We start from the raw sequence: 16,067 nt of genomic DNA on the forward strand, positions 1-16,067 counted from the left end.
TGTGCTATCGAATTGGCGTCCAGGACGCGGATACAGGGGCGAATTCAGATGAACTCGACCGGATGGATGCATCTCGGAATTCTGTTGGTGGTGTTCGCCGGCGTCGTTCTCTTCTTCCTTCGGCGCATGATTCTGCCCGGCCCCAAAGAAGGCTCTCAAGGTGAGTCCGTGGGCGTCGGCAATGGTGATTACTCCGGGTATGACGGCTATGGCGGTCATTCCCACGATGGTGGCGGCCATGGTGGCGTCGGGCACTAAATTCATTCCGCAGCCTCCGATCCCCTGGCATAGCGCGCCAGCCGCTCATTGAGCGTGCCGGTGTGCAGTTCGAACATGTGGTTGTCTTCGTCGTAGAAATAGATCGAGCGGCCTTCACCCTCGACGCGCGGGCGCGGCGGGCGCATGTCGAGGCCGAGCCTGCCGATGCGCTCGGCATAGCGGTCGAAATCGGCGTCATCGATCTTGAAGGCGATGTGGTTGTAGCTGCGCTCCGGCAAGGGTTCGCCCTCCATGATGGCGACCCAGATGTCACCGATCAGGAAGAATTTTTCGGGCGACAGCGAGAACTGCCTGGCGTCGCTGACATAGACTTCGCGTGCGTCGAATACGCCCTCGAGGATTTCGGTCATCCGCTCGAGATCGCGGACGATGAAGGTCATGTGGGAAAGGCCCTCGATCATTCCGCGGCCTCCCGCTTCTCTTCGACCTTCACGGGGTTTTGGCGGGCGTCATATTCGGCACGCATGCGGCGCACGAGATCGAGTTCGGCCTGGAAATCGACATAGTGCGGCAGCTTCAGATGCTCGACGAAGCCGGTCGCCTGGACATTGTCGGAGTGCGAGATGACGAACTCCTCGTCCTGGGCCGCGGCGACGACATCCTCGCCGAGCTCCTTCGCGCGCAGCGCCCGGTCGCAGAGTGCCACGGCCATCGCCTTGCGTTCGCTCTGGCCGAAGACCAGGCCGTAGCCGCGGGTGAATTGCGGCGGCGCCTTGGCCGAGCCTTTGAACTGGTTGACCATCTGGCATTCGGTGACGCGGACAGTGCCGAGCGGCACCGAGAAGGGCAGTTCGGGCACGTCGAGCTCCAACTCGACTTCGCCGATGCGGATCTCGCCGACGAAGGGGTGGTTGCGGGCATAGCCGCGCTGGGTGGAATAGCCGAGCGCCAGCAGGAACCCTTCATCGCCGCGTGACAGCGCCTGCAGGCGGATGTCGCGCGCCATCGGGAATTCGAGCGGCTCGCGGGTGATGTCGCCGGGGACATGATCCTGCGGCATGTCGCCATCCGGTTCGATCAAGCCTTCGCGGGCGAGGATCGCCGAGACGCGCGGCATGGCTTGCGCTTCCGTGTCGCGCAGCAAGGGCTCGGCGACATCGGCGCCGGCGGCAAGCTCGGGATCGAGCAGCCGGTGGGTGTAGTCGAAGGTCGGTCCGAGCAACTGGCCGCCGGGCAGATCCTTGTAGGTCGCCGAGACGCGCCGCTCGACCAGCATGTTGGCGGTGTCGATGGGCCTGGAGTAGCCGAAGCGCGGCAGCGTGGTGCGGTAGGCGCGCACCAGGAAGATCGCCTCGATCATGTCGCCGCGCGCCTGGACGATGGCGAGCGCGGCCAGTTCACGATCATAGAGCGAGCCTTCGCTCATCACCCGGTCGACGCCGAGCGCCAGCTGCTCGACGATCTGGTCGAGACGAAGGGCGGGCACCGAACGGTCGCCACGCCGGCGGTCGGCCAGCAGGCTGTGGGCGTTGGCGATTGCCGCTTCGCCACCTTTTACCGCGACATACATCTTACGCCTCCATCGTCTTGATGCGCGTCGTGCGCGGTAGGCAGGCGATGCCGCCTGATGTGGCGAGGATGATGTCGACGCCGCGCGGAAAGCGCTTGATATTCTGCTTCCACTGCTCGACGAAATGGCGTGGCATCTGCGCCGGCGCGATCGTGGCGCTGGTTTCGATGCCGGGACCTTCGAGCAATAGCGGCGTGCCGGAGACCAGATCGCTGACCTGCAGGATCAGCGTGGTCGAGCGGTCGGGATAATCCTGCGTGCCCTGCGAAAAGCCATCGAGCGCCATCATCTCGGCAGGTGCTGCGACCAAGGCGAAATGCGCATCGGCCGGTGTGTTGGCCAATGGCGCGCCGGTATGGAACCCAAGCCACGATCTGATCGCGGTGGAGGCCTGCAAAGCCGGGTCGAGCCAGAGCGGCGTGTCATTGTCGCACAGCGCCAGTGCGATGGCGCCGGCGGTAGCCGAGAGCGGCACCGGCGGGCGGGCGAAGGCCGGCAGCGGTTGCACGCTGCCCGGCCGAGCCATTGCGTCCATCACGGCGCGGAACACGGTCTGGGCGTTGAAGACCGGATCGGCGAACCCGCCCTCGATCGATTGCGCTGCAATGTCCATCAGTCTTCTCCGCGAACCATGGTGAAGAAATCGACCTTCGTTGCCGCCGTCTCGGCGCGGCGTTTTTCGTGCGCCAAGGTCAGAGCCGACCGCAGAGGCGCTATCAGTCCGGTCTCGACCTCATTGCGGCGGGCAGGGTCCTGCCATAGGGCGTCGGCGATAGCCGCCAGCTTCGCCTTCTGCTTGTCGCGGCCAAGCGCATAGCAATGGCCGACCTGTCCGGTGGGTAGCCTGACCGTGGCGCGGGTGACGGTCGCCTCGCCGACATTGAAAGGGGCGCCGCCGCCGCCGATGCGGCCGCGCAGGGTGACAAGGCCGGTTTCGGGGCCGCGCAACAGCTCGGCGTCCGAAGGCAGTCCGGCCTCATTCCAGAGCCGTACGATGTCATCGCCGCTGGATTGCGTAAGGGTTGCCATGGCGGCTTTGCGCTCGGCCTGGTCGCGGGCTTCCTGTCCTCGCATCAGCAGCATTCCTCTTTGTTAATTTGTCTATTGATGTAGACAACTATACAAATTATATCTATTATCTAACGCGTGTCCATGACGGGTGGATGACAGCGATAGAAGACTGGGCGCTGGAAGGTTGGGGCAATGATGGTCGGGCGGCTGTTAGCGGACAGCATCGAGCGGCGCAGTGGCGTTTCGCTGTGGCGGCAGATCGCCGACAAGATCCTACATGCGATCGCCATCGGCGATTTCACGGAGAATGCAGCGCTGCCGCCGGAGGTGGCGCTGGCAGAACGCTATGGCGTCAACCGTCACACGGTGCGCAACGCCATATCAGCCCTTGTAAGGGAAGGCGTGCTGCGGGCCGAGCAGGGGCGCGGCACCTTCGTACTGTCGCGCAAGCGGCTGTCCTATCCGATCGGGGCGCGCACACGTTTTTCGACAGGGCTGCAAGGGCAAACGACGGAACGGCACATCGTCCTGCTCGCCTCGTCGGTCGAGCCGGCCAGCCAGCGCGTCGCCGAGGGACTGGGTCTTCCCAAGGGAGCCGATGTGATCCGGTTGGAAACGCGCGGCGAAGCCGACGGACGGCCGGTGTCGCGCGCTGCCGGCTGGTTCGAGGCCCGGCGCTTTGCCGGCATCGATGCCGCGATGGGGGAAACAGGCTCGATCACCGCATCGCTGGCGCGGTTCGGCATAGACGACTATCTCAGGCAATCGACCGTGCTGTCGGCGCGCCATGCCGATGCGGCGGACCTTGCCGACCTCGACCTGCAGCCGGGCGCCATCGTGCTGGTCACGGTTGCCGTCAACGTCACGCCGGACGGCCAGCCGATCCAGTTTTCCGAGTCGCGCTTTCCGGCCGAACGGGTGGAGCTGAAGCTGTCGGCGCTGTAGGGAGTGCCCGGCCCAGCTCGGCCGCATTCACTTGCCAGCGGCGGCGCATTTGAGGACCGGCTTCGCCGCCTGCCATGTTATAACCCCACCTCGATCACAGCCTTGATCAGGCCGGATTTCTCATGCGCCCAACGAGCCAGATCGCGCGGCGTGGCGGCGAGTGTGGTGCGGTGTGTGACGAGCTTGGCCAGTGGTACGGCCCCGTTGCGGATCGAGGCGGCGACATGGTCGAAGTCGGCGCGCAGCGCGTTGCGGCTGCCGATCAGCGTCATCTCGCGCTTGTGGAATTCCGGATCGGAAAAGCTGATGTCGTCCTTGACGACGGAGACCAGCACCAGCGTTCCGCCATGCGCGACATGGGCGAAGGCCGACTGCACCGACTGGGTGTTGCCGGTGGCGTCGAAGACCACATCGAAGCCTTCGCCTGATGTCGCTTCCCTGATCAGATCGGGCACCGCGCCGCGCGAGCCGTCTAGGGTCTGGAAACCAAGCTCGTTTCCAGCGAAGGCGAGCCTTTCACTGCTCATGTCGAGCAGCGTCACGTCGAGCCCGGCGATGCGGGCGAAGATGGCGGTGCCGAGCCCGATCGGGCCGGCGCCGATGACCAGCGTGTGGGCGCCGGGGTCGGCGCGGGCGCGCCGCACGGCATGCGCGCCGATGGCCAGGAACTCGACGGCAGCGGCGTCGGCCAGCGAAAGGCCGTTGGCCGGATAGAGATTTTGCGCCGGCACCAGGATGCGTTCGCACATGGCGCCGTCGCGATGCACGCCAAGCACCTCGATCCTGACACAGCAATTGGGCTTGCCGTGCCGGCAGGCGATGCACTTGCCGCAGGAAAGATAGGGGTTGACGACGACGGGCTCACCAATGGCCAGTTCGACGCCTTCGCCGGTCTCCATCACGGTACCCGAGACCTCATGACCCATGATGCGGGGATAGGCGAGGAACGGGTGCTTGCCCTCGAAAATGTGGTAGTCGGTGCCGCAGATGCCGACATGGCTGACCGCCACCAGCGCCCAGCCGGGAGGCGGTGCCTCGGGTGCGGGCCGGTCTTCAAGGACAAGATCGCCGGGCGAACGGCAGAGGACGGCTTTCATGCGCTAATCCAGTCATGAAATCGCCGGCCCGTTGGTGTGGCGGACCGGCGGTTGATTGCGGGGTCGCTACTTGCCGCGGCGGCGCAGGCCGTCGAAGTAGACGATGATGATGATCAGCGCGCCGGTGATGATGCGCTGCCAGAACGAATTGACGTTGAGCAGGTTGGCGCCGTTGTTGATGGTGGCCAGGATGAAGGCGCCGAGCAGCGGCCCATGCACCGAGCCGACGGCGCCGAACAGCGAGGTGCCGCCGATGACCGACGACGCGATCGCCTGCAGTTCCCAGCCCTCGGCCTGCGTCGGGTTGCCGATGCCGATGCGGGCGGCCAGCAGCACGCCGACAAAGGCGGCGCACAGGCCCGACAGCGTGTAGGCCATGTAGATGGTGCGCTGGACATTGACGCCGGACAGGCGCGAGGCCTCGGCGTTGGAGCCGACCGAAAACAGGTATCTGCCCCAGCGGCTGTGGTGCAGGAAGATATAGGCCGGAATGCCGACCAGGATCACCATCCAGAACAGGTTGGGGATGCCGATGAAGGAATTGCGCGAGAAGGCGGTGAAGGTGTCGCTGTTGATGTTGATCGAATTGCCGTTGGTCATCAAAAGGCCGATGCCGCGCAGCGAGGTCAACGTCGCCAGCGTGATGATGAAGGGCGGCAGGCCCATCTTGACGATACCGAAGCCGTGGAACATGCCGATGGCGACACCGACCAGCAGCGTCACCAGAATGGCGAGCCAGATGGGGAAGCCGGCATTGATCATCATGGCCACGACCACGGTGGCGAAGCCGACCACGGCGCCGACCGACAGATCGATGCCGCCGGTGATGATGACGAAGGTCTGGCCGACCGCCATGATGGCGATCATCGAGCCCTGGCGCAGGAGATTGGCTATGTTGTTGGCCGAGGCGAAGCTCGTCGTCGTCACGGAGAGGAGGATCCAGAGCAGAACCAGCAGCGCCAATAGCGTCAGCCCGAACAGGACATTATAGTTGCGCTTCGGTTTTTCGACGGCGATCGCCTCGGTGCTCATATCTGTCCTCCCAACTTTTCTTGTTTCTCGGCGAGCGCCTGAGTGAGAATATCCTCGTGGCTGGCGGCGTGAAAACCGTGCGTCGCCACCAGTTTGCCGCGCCGGAACACATGCAGCGTATCGGCGAGTTCATAGACTTCCGGCAGATAGGACGAGATCAGGATGATGCCGGCGCCCTTTGACAAAAGCGCGCCGAACAGGCGGTAGATCTCGGCCTTGGTGCCGACATCGACGCCGACGGTCGGTTCGTCGAAGATGAACAGCTTGGCGCCGTGCGCCAGCCATTTGCCGATGACGATCTTCTGCTGGTTGCCGCCCGACAGGCTGGATGCCAGCGCGCCACGTGTCGGTGTCTTGATGCGCAGATCGGCGATCTGGCGATCGGCCTGCGTCTTCTCCTGCGTGCTCGAAATCAGCAGATTGTTCGAGATGCGCTTGTAGATCGGCAGGTTGAGGTTGAAGCCGACCGGCAGGTTGAGGCAGAGGCCCTGGTCGCGGCGGCTCTCCGGCGCCAGCGCCATGCCGAGCTTGATCGCGTCATGTTCGGAATTGACCTGTACCTCCTTGCCTTCCCAGAGGATCTGGCCGGCGGATTTGCGGTGGCGGCCGTAGAGCGTGGTGACGAACTCGCTGCGTCCGGCGCCGATCAGCCCATAGAGTCCGACGATCTCGCCGGCGCGGACCGTCATCGAGACATTTTCGAAGCCCTTGCCGGACAGGTTTTTCGCCTCGATGATGGCGGCGCCCGGCGTGAAATGCTCCTTGTGATAGACCTGCTCGATCGAGCGGTTGATCATCATCTTGACCAGTTCGGCATCGTTGGTCTCTGCGATGTTGCGGGTGCCGACCAGCGTGCCGTCGCGCAGCACGGATACCCGGTCGGCGAGTTCGAACACTTCCTCCATGCGGTGGCTGATGTAGATGATCGTCACGCCTTCGCCCTTCAGACGGCGGATCAGCGTGAAGAGCTGGTCGGCCTCCTTGCGGGTGAGGTAGGCGGTCGGCTCGTCGAAGATCAGGAATTTGGTGCCGCGCACGGTGGCGCGGGCGGCGGCTATCAGCTGCTGCTGGCCGATGGTCAGGTCGCCGAGCGTGACATGCGCCGGCAGGTCGAAGCCTAGGTCGTCGATGATCGTCTGCGCCTGCCTGACCATGGCGCGCTGCTGCAGGATGCCGAAGCGCGAATTCTCCTCGCCGAGGAACATGTTGGCGGCGACCGTCAGGTGACGGCACAGCACGACTTCCTGGTGCACGGCATTGATGCCGAGCGCCATCGCCTCGTGCGGCGTCGCCAGGGCGGCCGCCTGGCCCTCCCAGACAATCTCTCCGGAGGTGCGCGGCATGACGCCGGTCAGAAGCTTGATGAGCGTGGATTTGCCGGCGCCGTTTTCGCCGACGATGGCGTGGATCTCACCGGACTTGAAGGCGAGATCGACCGGTTTCAGCGCGTGGGTGCCGGGATAGCGCTTCTCCAGGCCACGCAATTCGAGGATAGTCCGCCCCTGTTCCAGAACGGGTGCGGGATGCAGTTCCTGCGCCGTCGAAATCATGACAATCCTCCCAGATTGGCCTCCCGGATTGGCTTCCCAGGCTGGCCTCACGATTGGCACGCGGCGAGGCAGGGATATGCCTCGAAAACAGCCTGGCTCAGGCGTGCGGATTGCCAAGCCGTTCGTGCGGCAGTTTGTGTCTCCGGGGCGAGGTGCCCCGGAGACGATTGCGGATGCGACGGCTCAGAGCTTCGGATTGAGCAGCGCGTCGATCTTGGGATCTTTCATGTTGTCCTTGGTCACCAGATTGGCGCCGGTGTCGACATTGGCTTCGACCTTCTCGCCCTTGGAGGCGGCGAGCGCGGTCTTGATGCCGTCATAGCCCATCCGGTACGGATCCTGGACGACGAGGGCGGAAATGACGCCGTCGTTGAGGAACTTGATCAGCTTCTCGTCGCTGTCGAAACCGACCAGCGCCAGCTTGCCGCCAAGGTTGTTTTCCGCGACGGCCTGGCCGACGCCCTGCGCCATGATCAGGTTGGAAGCGAAGATGCCCTTGAGGTTCGGGTTGGCGGTGATCAGGTCGGTGGCGATGTTGAGGCCGGTGGTGGCCTGGCCGTCGGCATATTTGTCGGCAACCAGCTTGAGGCCCGGATATTTGGCGGCCAGCTGTTCGGTGAAGCCCTGCTTGCGCTGTTCGAGCGAGCCGGCGCCAGGTGCGTTGGTGATCAGGGCAACGTCGCCCTCGATCTTGCCGCCGTTGGCGGCGCCGATGGCAGCTGCGAGGCCGTCGGCAGCGACGCGGCCGCCCTGGACGTTGTCGGTGGTCAGGAACGAGGTGAAGGCCTTGGAGTCGGCACCGGAGTCGATGCCGATGACCTTGACCTTGGCAGCGGCTTCATCGATCGGCTTGCCGAGCGCCTTGAACTCGGTCGGCGCAATGACGATGGCCGCCGGGTTGCTGGCAACGGCGTTCTCGAGGATCGAGACCTGGCCGTTGACGTCGGTTTCAGCCTGGGCGCCGAGTTCCGGCACGTTGACGCCGAGATCCTTGCCGGCCTTGCGGGCGCCGGCCAGAACGATCTGCCAGTAGAAGGACGTGGTGTCCTTGACGATGATCGGAATGGTGACGTCCGCCGCCGAAACCGGCGCCGGATGCATGACGCCGGCGAGCATTGAAGCTGCTGCCAGCGCCATGACGGCGCGGCGGTTGAGAATGCTGGTCACGAATTTCATGAGGTTTCCTCCCTAAGTCGCCCGGTGAACGATACGGAAGCTCCGTTCGGATAGGCGCGGTCCCAAACAGAACTTTATCAATAAAAAACAGTTGCCCTGTTTTGATAGTGCATCGAACAGATCGATGCAAGCGGTGTTTGACCAGTCGTTGCGAGGTCTGGCAGAGGCAGATCCCCCGCCCTGTTCTCCCATTGGCGCCGTCACGCTTCCGTTCCGTTCTGGGAACGTATGGAATATTAATTCCACCAATTCGTCAATATGGAATATCCATTCCTCCATGTGCCGAAGGAACATGAAGTTTCACACCAGCTCCTGCACCAGCGTGTAGGGACGATATTTGGCGTATTCCGTTTCCGGTACGTCGATGTCGAGCAGCTCGAGGTTGCGCGTCAGATTTGCCAGCTTGGCGGTGCCGGTCAGTACGGTGGCGACGGCAGCTTCATGCAAGGGGAATTGGAACGCTGCGGCGGCGAGCGGATAGCCACCCTCGGCGGCGATCCTTTCCATTGCGCCGACGCGGTCGAGCACGTCATGGCTGGCGGGGCGGTAGTCGAAATGTGCGCCTTGCACCGGGCCGGTCGCCAGGATGCCGGAGTTGAACACGCCGCCAATGACCAAGGAGGTCTGCTGTGCCCGGCATAGCGGCAGCAACTCCGCTTCGGCACTGCGGTCGAGCAGGGAATAGCGGCTGGCAAGCAGGATGCAGTCGAGCGGCGCCCGGCGCATCACGTCCAGGCAGATCTGCACCTCGTTGACGCCAAGCCCATAGGCAGAAATGACGCCAGTCCGTTTCAGCTCTTCGAGTGCCTTGAGGCCGCCATCCATCAGGTCGCGAAAATGCAGCTTGGTCTTCTCGATACCATGGGTGTAGGCGCCGATGTCGTGGACAAACAGGATGTCTATCCTGTTTAGGCCAAGCCGCGCATAGCTGAACTCGACCGACCGCATAATGCCGTCATAGGAATAGTCGTAGTCGAGCGCGAAGGGCAGCGGATCGACATAGGAGTGATCGGGAACCTGATCGTCCGGCACCGGGCGAAACAGCCGGCCGACCTTGGTCGACAGCACATAGGAATCGCGCGGCTTGTAACGCAGGAAGTCGCCGAAGCGGCGCTCCGACAGTCCGAAACCGTAGAAGGGTGCGGTGTCGAAATAGCGCAGGTCGGCATCCCAGGCGCCCTGCAGCGTCTCCATCGCCGCTTCGCGCGAACAGGCGCGGTAAAGGCCGCCAAGTGCGGCGCCGCCGAAACTGACTTCGGTGACCTCCAGAGCTGTCCGACCGATACGGCGTTTTTCCATGCAAAACCTCCCCGTTGCCCGCCGCTGACCGGCGCGCCGTCTATTTTATATCAGTAAAATCTAAAGTGTTGCGCCCAGATGCCAGGGCACGAACTCGTTGTCGCCGTAGCCGAAGTCCTCGCTCTTGGTCTTGCGGCCGGAAGCCGTTTCGACGATCAGTTCGAAGATCTCGCGGCCCATGCCGGCGATGGTCTTTTCACCCGAGGCGATGACGCCGCAATTGACGTCCATGTCCTCTTCCATCTGGTGGTACATGGTCGAGTTGGTGGCGACCTTGATCGACGGCGTCGGACGGCAGCCGAAGCAGGAGCCGCGGCCGGTGGTGAAGACGATGACGTTGGCGCCGCCCGCCACCTGGCCGGTCGCCGAAACCGGGTCGTAGCCAGGCGTATCCATGAACACCAGGCCACTGCCGGTGACTTTTTCGGCGTAACCGAAGACGCCGTTGAGCGGCGTCTGGCCGCCCTTGGCGACCGCACCGAGGGACTTCTCCAGGATGGTGGTGAGGCCGCCGCGCTTGTTGCCGGGCGAGGGATTGTTGTCGATCGAGGCGCCATGCTTGGCGACGTGGTCCTCCCACCACTTCACGAAGCCGTCGAGCTTCTGCGCGATCTCCGGCGTTGCCGCGCGGTAGGCAAGCAGATGCTCGGCGCCGTAGATTTCCGTGGTCTCGGAGAGGATGCCGATACCGCCAACGCCGGCCAGGATGTCGACAGCCGCGCCCAGCGCCGGATTGGCCGTGATACCCGACATGCCGTCGGAGCCGCCGCATTGCAGGCCGACGACGATCTCGCTGACCGGGATCGGCTCACGCTTCAACTGGCCGACTTCCTCGGCGATCTCGGCCAGCACGCCCATCGCTTTTTCCACCGATTTGCGCGACCCGCCGGCGTCCTGGATGTTGAAATGGCGCTTGCCGGCAGCGACGCCCTTCTGGCCGTAGAGGGTGAGCTGGTTGACCTCGCAGCCGAGGCCGACCATCAGCACGCCGCCGAAATTCGGGTGGCGGGCATAGCCGGCAAGCGTGCGGTGCAGCACCATCATGCCGTCGCCGGTGCCGCTCATGCCGCAGCCCTGGCCGTGCACGATCGGCACGAAGCCGTCGATGCCGGGGTATTTCGGCAACAGCGTGCGGTTGGCGGTATCGGCGATGGAATGGCAGACGGTGGCCGAGCAATTGACGCTGGCGACGATGCCGATGAAGTTGCGCGTGCCGGCGCGGCCATCGGCGCGGCGATAGCCCATGAAGGTGCGGGCGCGGTCGGCCTCCGTCGCGTGCTCGGCCTCGCTCGGCGGCACGACCGGCAAGCGGCCGGATTCGAAAACCAGATTGTGCGAATGCACGTGCTCGCCGGCTGCGATGTCCTGTGTCGCGCGACCGATCGCCTGGGCGTATTTCACCACGGCCTCGCCGGCGGCGATCGGCTTGATCGCCACCTTGTGGCCGGGCTCGATCAGCGCACTGGCGACGGCACCGCCCGGCAGCGCGGTGCCGATCTCGATGCGGCCGTTGGCGACGGCGACATTGTCGGCGGGGGACAGAAGAATGCAGTTGGAGGCGTTCACGGGCGGTTTCCTGGGTGATCCTGGGTTGCGCGGGGCGGATTGACACGCGCCTGTTTAGAGATATTGTCTTTTATCGTGAAAAAACAGTTTTGCGTCAATTGTTTTTTCGTGGGGAGTTCCGCATGTCTCCGGGTTGTTCCGGGAAGCAATTTCGCTTCTCAGAGCCATGCGAACGTCATATTGCGCTTCAAACCGTCCGCTGCAAGCGACGGCGTGCAACGGGTCAGGGATGTCGAAGAGCAACAACGTCTACAAGGATGCCTACAACCGCTGCCTGCGGCTGCTCGACGAAACGCGCAGCCTGCCTTCGGAGCCGGAACTGGGCACCTTGCTTGGCGTCAGCCGGACCACGGTGCGCACCATTCTCGCGCGCATGGAAGAGACCGGGCTGATCGCCTGGAACAAGCGCGCCAAGACGGTGCTGCGCGAACCGCTTCCCGATGATTTCTTCCCCGAGGAAGAGACAGACACGCTGGCCGAGATCATCGAACGGTCGTTCATGCGTCGGCTGCTCGCCGGCGGCGCCGAAGCCGGCATGCAGATCAACGAACTCGAACTGGCGCGCGAGATCGGCGTCGGCACCACCAGCGTGCGCGAGTTCCTGATCCGCTTCTCCCGCTTCGGCCTGATCGAGAAACGTCGCAACAGTCATTGGGTGCTGAAGGGCTTTACGCGCGCTTTCGCGCTGGAGCTGACCGAAATCCGCGAGATGTTCGAACTGCGCTCGGCGGCCGCCTTTGCCGCTTTACCGCAGGACAGCGCAGTCTGGACCGATCTCGACCGCCTGGAAGACGAGCATCGCCAGCTGGCAAACGACATAGCCGCCCGCTTCACCGAGTTCTCCGAACTCGACGAGCGCTTCCACCGGCTGATCCACCGGGCATCGCGCAATCGCTTCATCGTCGATTTCTACGATGTCATCGCCATGATCTTCCACTACCATTACCAGTGGAACAAGGCGCAGGAACGCGAGCGCAACGAAGTCGCGATCGGTGAGCATCTGGTCTACATAGAAGCGCTGAAATCACGCGATCTCGGCAAGGTCGACGCCGCTTGCCGCAAGCATTTGAAGTCGGCGCGCCAGACATTGCTGACCTCGATCCCGGAGAGCCGGTCGCTGCAAAAACACTGAGCCGCATCGCGGCTCGGAGCCCTGTTTCATGCATGTTGTCCCAAAACCGCTATACACTTCTGGGCGACATGCCTTGGGCCTGCCGCGTTGCCGCCGCGGCGATTTGGCGATTTTCCACCCGCCGGCCCCGTGCTAGATATGGTTGGTTGCTGCGAAGAGGCAGGGCTTTGGGCGTATCGAGGAGACGATGGAGCATGCCGGTCGCGCTTGTCGCGGCCTATCTGCTGTTGCTCCAGTCGACGCTTGGTGCATTCGCCTTCGGCGCCGGTCCCAATGCATCGCAACTCGACGCTTTTGGCAACGTCATCTGTACCCATGAAGGCGCAACCCAGCTTCCGGGCGGCAACCAGCCGCCGTCCCATCTGCCGGCATGCTGCGTGCTCGGCTGCAGCATGGTTTCGGCGGCCTTTGCGCCGCCGCCCAATGCCGGTCTGGCGCCGGGCAGCCTTTCCTTTGAAACGGTCGCCTTTGTCTTCCCGGCGGCCATCCATCTCGACTTTGCGCGTGAGCGCTCGCCGTCGAACCCGCGCGCGCCGCCGCTGACGGCCTGAGCCTGTTTGCCCGGCGGAACCTTTCGTGGGCGTACCCATCCAAAGATCTAACTGCTCGCGACCGGCAACGGCGCGACCTTCACTTCATGGAGCAACCATGTCCTATTTTTTCCCTGACGCCGCGCGTCCTGAGCCGGGCAGCATTCTACGCGGCATCGAAGAGCGTGTCGGCATTGCCGTGCTGGCTCTTGCGCTGCTGTTCACAGGCGCCCAGTCCGTCCTCGCGCATGAGTTCAAGGTTGGCGATCTTGAGATCGGCCACCCCTGGTCGCGCGCCACGCCGGCCGGCGCCAAAGTGGCCGGCGGTTATTTCACCATCACCAACAAGGGCAGTGCGCCGGATCGGCTGGTGTCGATTTCCTCCGATGTCTCCGAAAAGGCCGAGCTGCATGAGATGGGCGTCAAGGACGGCGTCATGACCATGCGGCCGGTTGCCGGCGGCCTGGAAATTCCGGCCGGCGGCAAGGTAGCCCTTGCACCTGGCGGCTATCATTTGATGTTCATGGGCCTGAAGCGGCAACCCAAACAGGGCGAAAAGTTCTCCGCCACCCTGACCTTCGAAAAGGCCGGCGCCGTCAGCGTCGATTTCGCCGTCGAAGGCATGGGCGGCGGCGCCGTGGACGATCACGCCAATTGACCGCGCCAGCTCGACAAATCTTGAAAATCCGAGGGACCATCATGAACAAATATCTTTTGTCGGCCGGCGCACTTCTCGCGCTCGGAACCAGCGCCGCCTTCGCGCATATCACGTTCGAAACCCAGGAGGCGGCGGTCGGCTCGACCTACAAGGCCGTTTTGCGCGTGCCGCATGGCTGCGACGGCAAGGCGACGACCGCCGTGCGCGTGCAGATTCCGGAAGGGGTGATCGCGATCAAGCCGATGCCGAAGCCCGGCTGGACGCTGCAGACCAAGAAGGGCAAGTACGAGAAATCCTACCAGCTCTACGGTCAGGCGGTGACCGATGGGGTCAAGGAGGTCGACTGGAGCGGCGGCAACCTGCCCGATGAATTCTATGACGAGTTCGTTTTCCGCGCGACGCTGACGGCGGATCTCCCCGTCGGCCAAAAACTCTATTTCCCGGTCGTGCAGGAATGCGACGGTGCAGCCGATCGCTGGATCGAGATTCCAGCGGCAGGGCAGGATGAAGACGCACTGGAAAGCCCGGCACCCGGCATCAAGCTGCTGCCGAAGAAATGATCTCCCAGGCGGCGCGCTCTTTCGAGTGCGCCGCTCTTTTTTCGTGGCGGTGACATGAGCACGACCTCCCTCCTGCAAACGGCTTGCATGACCGGCAAACGCACCGGCCGGCTTGCCGTCGGCCTGTTGGCTGTGATCGTGTTTCTTGCCAGCCTTGCCGTGTCAGATCAGGCCTTTGCCCATGCCGCGCTGATCAAGACCGACCCGGCCGACGGCGCGGTGCTGGCACAGGGACCGGCGCAGTTCTCGCTGACCTTCAGCGAGCCGGTCTCGCCTCTGGTGCTGACGCTGGTGAAGCCCGACGGCAAGCCGGTTCCACTGACCGCCTTTCGTCTCAGCGACCAGACCGTCGAGATCGACAATCCGCAGCCGCTCAAGTCGGGCACGCATGTCTTGAGCTGGCGCGTCATCTCCGCAGACGGTCATCCCGTCGGCGGATCGCTGCTGTTTTCCATCGGAGCGCCCAGCGAACCGCCGGCCGTATCCGAAACCGTCGACTGGCCGTTGCGGTCGGCTATCTGGGCGGGCAAAATCTTTCTCTACGTCGGCCTCTTCCTCGGCGTTGGCGGCGCCTTCGCGCTTGCCTGGTTGGCCGGAAGTGCCCGTGCCGGGCAACGCTTCGTTGCAGCTGCAATCCTGAGCGGGCTGGTCGCGTCGTCCCTGTCGCTCGGATTGCAGGGGCTTGATGCACTCGGGGCGCCGCTCTCCCATCTGGCACAATCGGTCATCTGGCGGACCGGGCTCGGCACCAGCTTCGGCTGGACGGTGCTGGTCGCGCTGATCGCGCTGGGGCTTGGCCTGCTGTCGCTGGCCGGTCCCCGTGCCACCGCCAAGCCATTGGCGCTGGCCGGCCTGGCCGGGGTGGGGATTGCCCTTGCCGCCAGCGGCCATGCCAGTGCCGCCGAACCGCAATGGCTGACGCGGCCGATGGTGTTCCTGCATGGCGTCTGCATCGCGTCGTGGGTCGGCGCATTGGTCCCACTCGGGCTGGCGCTCAAGGGGCAATCGGCGGAGGCCACGCCATTCCTGCGGCGATTTTCTTGGGCGATCCTGCCCGTGGTGGCCGTGCTTGCCGCTGCCGGCACCGTGCTTGCCGTCATCCAGGTGCAAACGCCCGCGGCATTGGTCGACACCGCCTATGGAAGGCTGCTGCTGATCAAGCTCGGGCTGCTGGTCTTTCTGTTCACGCTCGCTGCCGTCAACCGCTGGAAACTCACGGCATCGGCCGAGGCGGGATCGACGGAAGTTCAACGCAGGCTGGTCCGCTCGATCGGCGTCGAGATGTTGATCGTGTTGGCGATTTTCGGCGTTGCCGCGGGCTGGCGCTTCACACCGCCGCCACGAGCCCTGGCGATCGCGGCAGCGCAACCGGTGTCGGTCCATATCCACGCGCTGCAAGCGATGGCCGATCTCAACATCACTCCAGGCCATGCCGGCCCGGTCGTTGCCTCGATGGTCATCATGAGCGGCGATTTCGGCCCGCTCGACGCCAAGGAGGTAACGCTTGTGCTGTCAAAGCCCGATTCCGGCATCGAGCCCTTGAAGCGCGCGGCAACCAAGCCCGGCGACGGCAGCTGGCGCGTCGACAACCTCGTCATTCCGCTGCCCGGCCGGTGGACGGTGCGCATCGACATACTGGTCTCGGATTTTCAGATGGTGAAGATCGAGGCGCCCGTCGACATCAGGCCGTAGGCGGGACTGCCAGGTACCTCTACACGGGCA

17 protein-coding genes are annotated in these 16,067 nt (G+C 63.9%); 7 read left to right on the forward strand and 10 right to left on the reverse strand.

The features are described 5' to 3' along the window. Window positions 1-48: 48 nt before the first annotated feature. A complete protein-coding gene (locus EOC83_RS32900) occupies window positions 49-258 on the forward strand; it encodes a hypothetical protein (protein WP_063169036.1) in 210 nt (69 codons plus the stop codon). A gap of 2 nt (window positions 259-260) precedes the next feature. On the opposite strand, the gene fosX is transcribed toward EOC83_RS32900, so the two are convergent. The 4 genes from fosX to phnG are packed head-to-tail and all read right to left on the reverse strand — an operon-like array spanning window position 261 to window position 2,863. Then, window positions 261-680 carry a FosX/FosE/FosI family fosfomycin resistance hydrolase gene (fosX, locus tag EOC83_RS26770; protein WP_063169035.1) on the reverse strand — a complete coding sequence of 140 codons (420 nt, stop codon included), beginning with the start codon at window positions 678-680 and terminating at the stop codon, window positions 261-263. Next, window positions 677-1,789 (reverse strand): carbon-phosphorus lyase complex subunit PhnI, encoded by a 1,113-nt coding sequence (locus EOC83_RS26775; RefSeq protein ID WP_063169034.1) that lies wholly within the window; start codon window positions 1,787-1,789, stop codon window positions 677-679. The genes fosX and EOC83_RS26775 overlap by 4 nt, the downstream gene beginning before the upstream one ends. A 1-nt stretch (window position 1,790) precedes the next feature. Continuing rightward, window positions 1,791-2,402: a phosphonate C-P lyase system protein PhnH gene (gene phnH / locus EOC83_RS26780; RefSeq protein WP_063169033.1), complete on the reverse strand. Its 612-nt coding sequence runs from the start codon at window positions 2,400-2,402 to the stop codon at window positions 1,791-1,793. Beyond that, the gene (gene phnG / locus EOC83_RS26785) at window positions 2,402-2,863 is read right to left on the reverse strand and encodes a phosphonate C-P lyase system protein PhnG (protein ID WP_063170338.1); all 462 of its coding nucleotides are present in this window, start codon (window positions 2,861-2,863) and stop codon (window positions 2,402-2,404) included. The genes phnH and phnG overlap by 1 nt, the downstream gene beginning before the upstream one ends. A gap of 132 nt (window positions 2,864-2,995) precedes the next feature. Here phnG and phnF point away from each other — a divergent pair, with 132 nt between their 5' ends. Beyond that, window positions 2,996-3,745, forward strand: a complete 750-nt coding sequence (phnF, locus tag EOC83_RS26790) for a phosphonate metabolism transcriptional regulator PhnF (RefSeq protein ID WP_063170337.1) — start codon at window positions 2,996-2,998, stop codon at window positions 3,743-3,745. A gap of 77 nt (window positions 3,746-3,822) precedes the next feature. Here the strand turns inward: phnF and EOC83_RS26795 are convergent, their stop codons facing one another. From EOC83_RS26795 to EOC83_RS26820, 6 genes are all read right to left on the reverse strand, one after another. Continuing rightward, window positions 3,823-4,842: a zinc-binding alcohol dehydrogenase family protein gene (locus tag EOC83_RS26795; protein WP_063169032.1), complete on the reverse strand. Its 1,020-nt coding sequence runs from the start codon at window positions 4,840-4,842 to the stop codon at window positions 3,823-3,825. A 66-nt stretch (window positions 4,843-4,908) separates the two neighbouring features. After that, the gene (locus EOC83_RS26800) at window positions 4,909-5,874 is read right to left on the reverse strand and encodes an ABC transporter permease (protein ID WP_013529527.1); all 966 of its coding nucleotides are present in this window, start codon (window positions 5,872-5,874) and stop codon (window positions 4,909-4,911) included. Continuing rightward, complete coding sequence (locus EOC83_RS26805; RefSeq protein ID WP_063169031.1) at window positions 5,871-7,424, reverse strand: sugar ABC transporter ATP-binding protein; 1,554 nt, start codon at window positions 7,422-7,424, stop codon at window positions 5,871-5,873. The genes EOC83_RS26800 and EOC83_RS26805 overlap by 4 nt, the downstream gene beginning before the upstream one ends. A gap of 183 nt (window positions 7,425-7,607) precedes the next feature. After that, window positions 7,608-8,600, reverse strand: a complete 993-nt coding sequence (locus EOC83_RS26810) for an ABC transporter substrate-binding protein (protein WP_063169030.1) — start codon at window positions 8,598-8,600, stop codon at window positions 7,608-7,610. A gap of 300 nt (window positions 8,601-8,900) precedes the next feature. After that, on the reverse strand, window positions 8,901-9,899 hold the full coding sequence (locus EOC83_RS26815; RefSeq protein ID WP_063169029.1) for an aldo/keto reductase: 999 nt from the start codon (window positions 9,897-9,899) through the stop codon (window positions 8,901-8,903). Between the two features lie 60 nt (window positions 9,900-9,959). Beyond that, a complete protein-coding gene (locus tag EOC83_RS26820; protein ID WP_013529531.1) occupies window positions 9,960-11,465 on the reverse strand; it encodes an altronate dehydratase family protein in 1,506 nt (501 codons plus the stop codon). 229 nt (window positions 11,466-11,694) lie between these two features. Here EOC83_RS26820 and EOC83_RS26825 point away from each other — a divergent pair, with 229 nt between their 5' ends. The 5 genes from EOC83_RS26825 to EOC83_RS26845 all read left to right on the forward strand — a co-directional run bounded on the left by EOC83_RS26825 (window position 11,695) and on the right by EOC83_RS26845 (window position 16,037). After that, window positions 11,695-12,597: a GntR family transcriptional regulator gene (locus EOC83_RS26825; protein ID WP_013529532.1), complete on the forward strand. Its 903-nt coding sequence runs from the start codon at window positions 11,695-11,697 to the stop codon at window positions 12,595-12,597. Between the two features lie 194 nt (window positions 12,598-12,791). Further along, window positions 12,792-13,148, forward strand: coding sequence for a DUF2946 family protein (locus tag EOC83_RS26830; RefSeq protein ID WP_063169028.1), 357 nt, complete (start codon window positions 12,792-12,794; stop codon window positions 13,146-13,148). Window positions 13,149-13,245: 97 nt separating this feature from the next. Next, window positions 13,246-13,785 (forward strand): copper chaperone PCu(A)C, encoded by a 540-nt coding sequence (locus EOC83_RS26835; RefSeq protein WP_063169027.1) that lies wholly within the window; start codon window positions 13,246-13,248, stop codon window positions 13,783-13,785. A 41-nt stretch (window positions 13,786-13,826) separates the two neighbouring features. Beyond that, the gene (locus tag EOC83_RS26840; RefSeq protein ID WP_013529535.1) at window positions 13,827-14,345 is read left to right on the forward strand and encodes a YcnI family protein; all 519 of its coding nucleotides are present in this window, start codon (window positions 13,827-13,829) and stop codon (window positions 14,343-14,345) included. A 54-nt stretch (window positions 14,346-14,399) separates the two neighbouring features. Further along, window positions 14,400-16,037, forward strand: a complete 1,638-nt coding sequence (locus EOC83_RS26845) for a copper resistance CopC/CopD family protein (protein ID WP_063169026.1) — start codon at window positions 14,400-14,402, stop codon at window positions 16,035-16,037. Window positions 16,038-16,067 lie beyond the last annotated feature (30 nt).

The sequence above is a fragment of the Mesorhizobium sp. Primo-A genome (assembly GCF_003997175.1).
GTDB classification, from domain to species: domain Bacteria; phylum Pseudomonadota; class Alphaproteobacteria; order Rhizobiales; family Rhizobiaceae; genus Mesorhizobium; species Mesorhizobium ciceri.

Excerpts from the sequence above, each read along its gene's own strand:
- EOC83_RS26795 (WP_063169032.1), bottom strand. The coding sequence starts at position 4,842 with ATGAAAGCCGTCCTCTGCCGTTCGCCCGGCGATCTTGTCCTTGAAGAC.
- EOC83_RS26830 (WP_063169028.1), top strand. The coding sequence starts at position 12,792 with ATGCCGGTCGCGCTTGTCGCGGCCTATCTGCTGTTGCTCCAGTCGACG.
- phnG (WP_063170338.1), bottom strand. The coding sequence starts at position 2,863 with ATGCGAGGACAGGAAGCCCGCGACCAGGCCGAGCGCAAAGCCGCCATG.
- fosX (WP_063169035.1), bottom strand. The coding sequence starts at position 680 with ATGATCGAGGGCCTTTCCCACATGACCTTCATCGTCCGCGATCTCGAG.
- EOC83_RS26845 (WP_063169026.1), top strand. The coding sequence starts at position 14,400 with ATGAGCACGACCTCCCTCCTGCAAACGGCTTGCATGACCGGCAAACGC.
- EOC83_RS26800 (WP_013529527.1), bottom strand. The coding sequence starts at position 5,874 with ATGAGCACCGAGGCGATCGCCGTCGAAAAACCGAAGCGCAACTATAAT.
- EOC83_RS32900 (WP_063169036.1), top strand. The coding sequence starts at position 49 with ATGAACTCGACCGGATGGATGCATCTCGGAATTCTGTTGGTGGTGTTC.
- EOC83_RS26805 (WP_063169031.1), bottom strand. The coding sequence starts at position 7,424 with ATGATTTCGACGGCGCAGGAACTGCATCCCGCACCCGTTCTGGAACAG.
- EOC83_RS26810 (WP_063169030.1), bottom strand. The coding sequence starts at position 8,600 with ATGAAATTCGTGACCAGCATTCTCAACCGCCGCGCCGTCATGGCGCTG.
- phnH (WP_063169033.1), bottom strand. The coding sequence starts at position 2,402 with ATGGACATTGCAGCGCAATCGATCGAGGGCGGGTTCGCCGATCCGGTC.
- EOC83_RS26835 (WP_063169027.1), top strand. The coding sequence starts at position 13,246 with ATGTCCTATTTTTTCCCTGACGCCGCGCGTCCTGAGCCGGGCAGCATT.
- EOC83_RS26775 (WP_063169034.1), bottom strand. The coding sequence starts at position 1,789 with ATGTATGTCGCGGTAAAAGGTGGCGAAGCGGCAATCGCCAACGCCCAC.
- EOC83_RS26815 (WP_063169029.1), bottom strand. The coding sequence starts at position 9,899 with ATGGAAAAACGCCGTATCGGTCGGACAGCTCTGGAGGTCACCGAAGTC.
- EOC83_RS26840 (WP_013529535.1), top strand. The coding sequence starts at position 13,827 with ATGAACAAATATCTTTTGTCGGCCGGCGCACTTCTCGCGCTCGGAACC.
- EOC83_RS26825 (WP_013529532.1), top strand. The coding sequence starts at position 11,695 with ATGTCGAAGAGCAACAACGTCTACAAGGATGCCTACAACCGCTGCCTG.
- phnF (WP_063170337.1), top strand. The coding sequence starts at position 2,996 with ATGGTCGGGCGGCTGTTAGCGGACAGCATCGAGCGGCGCAGTGGCGTT.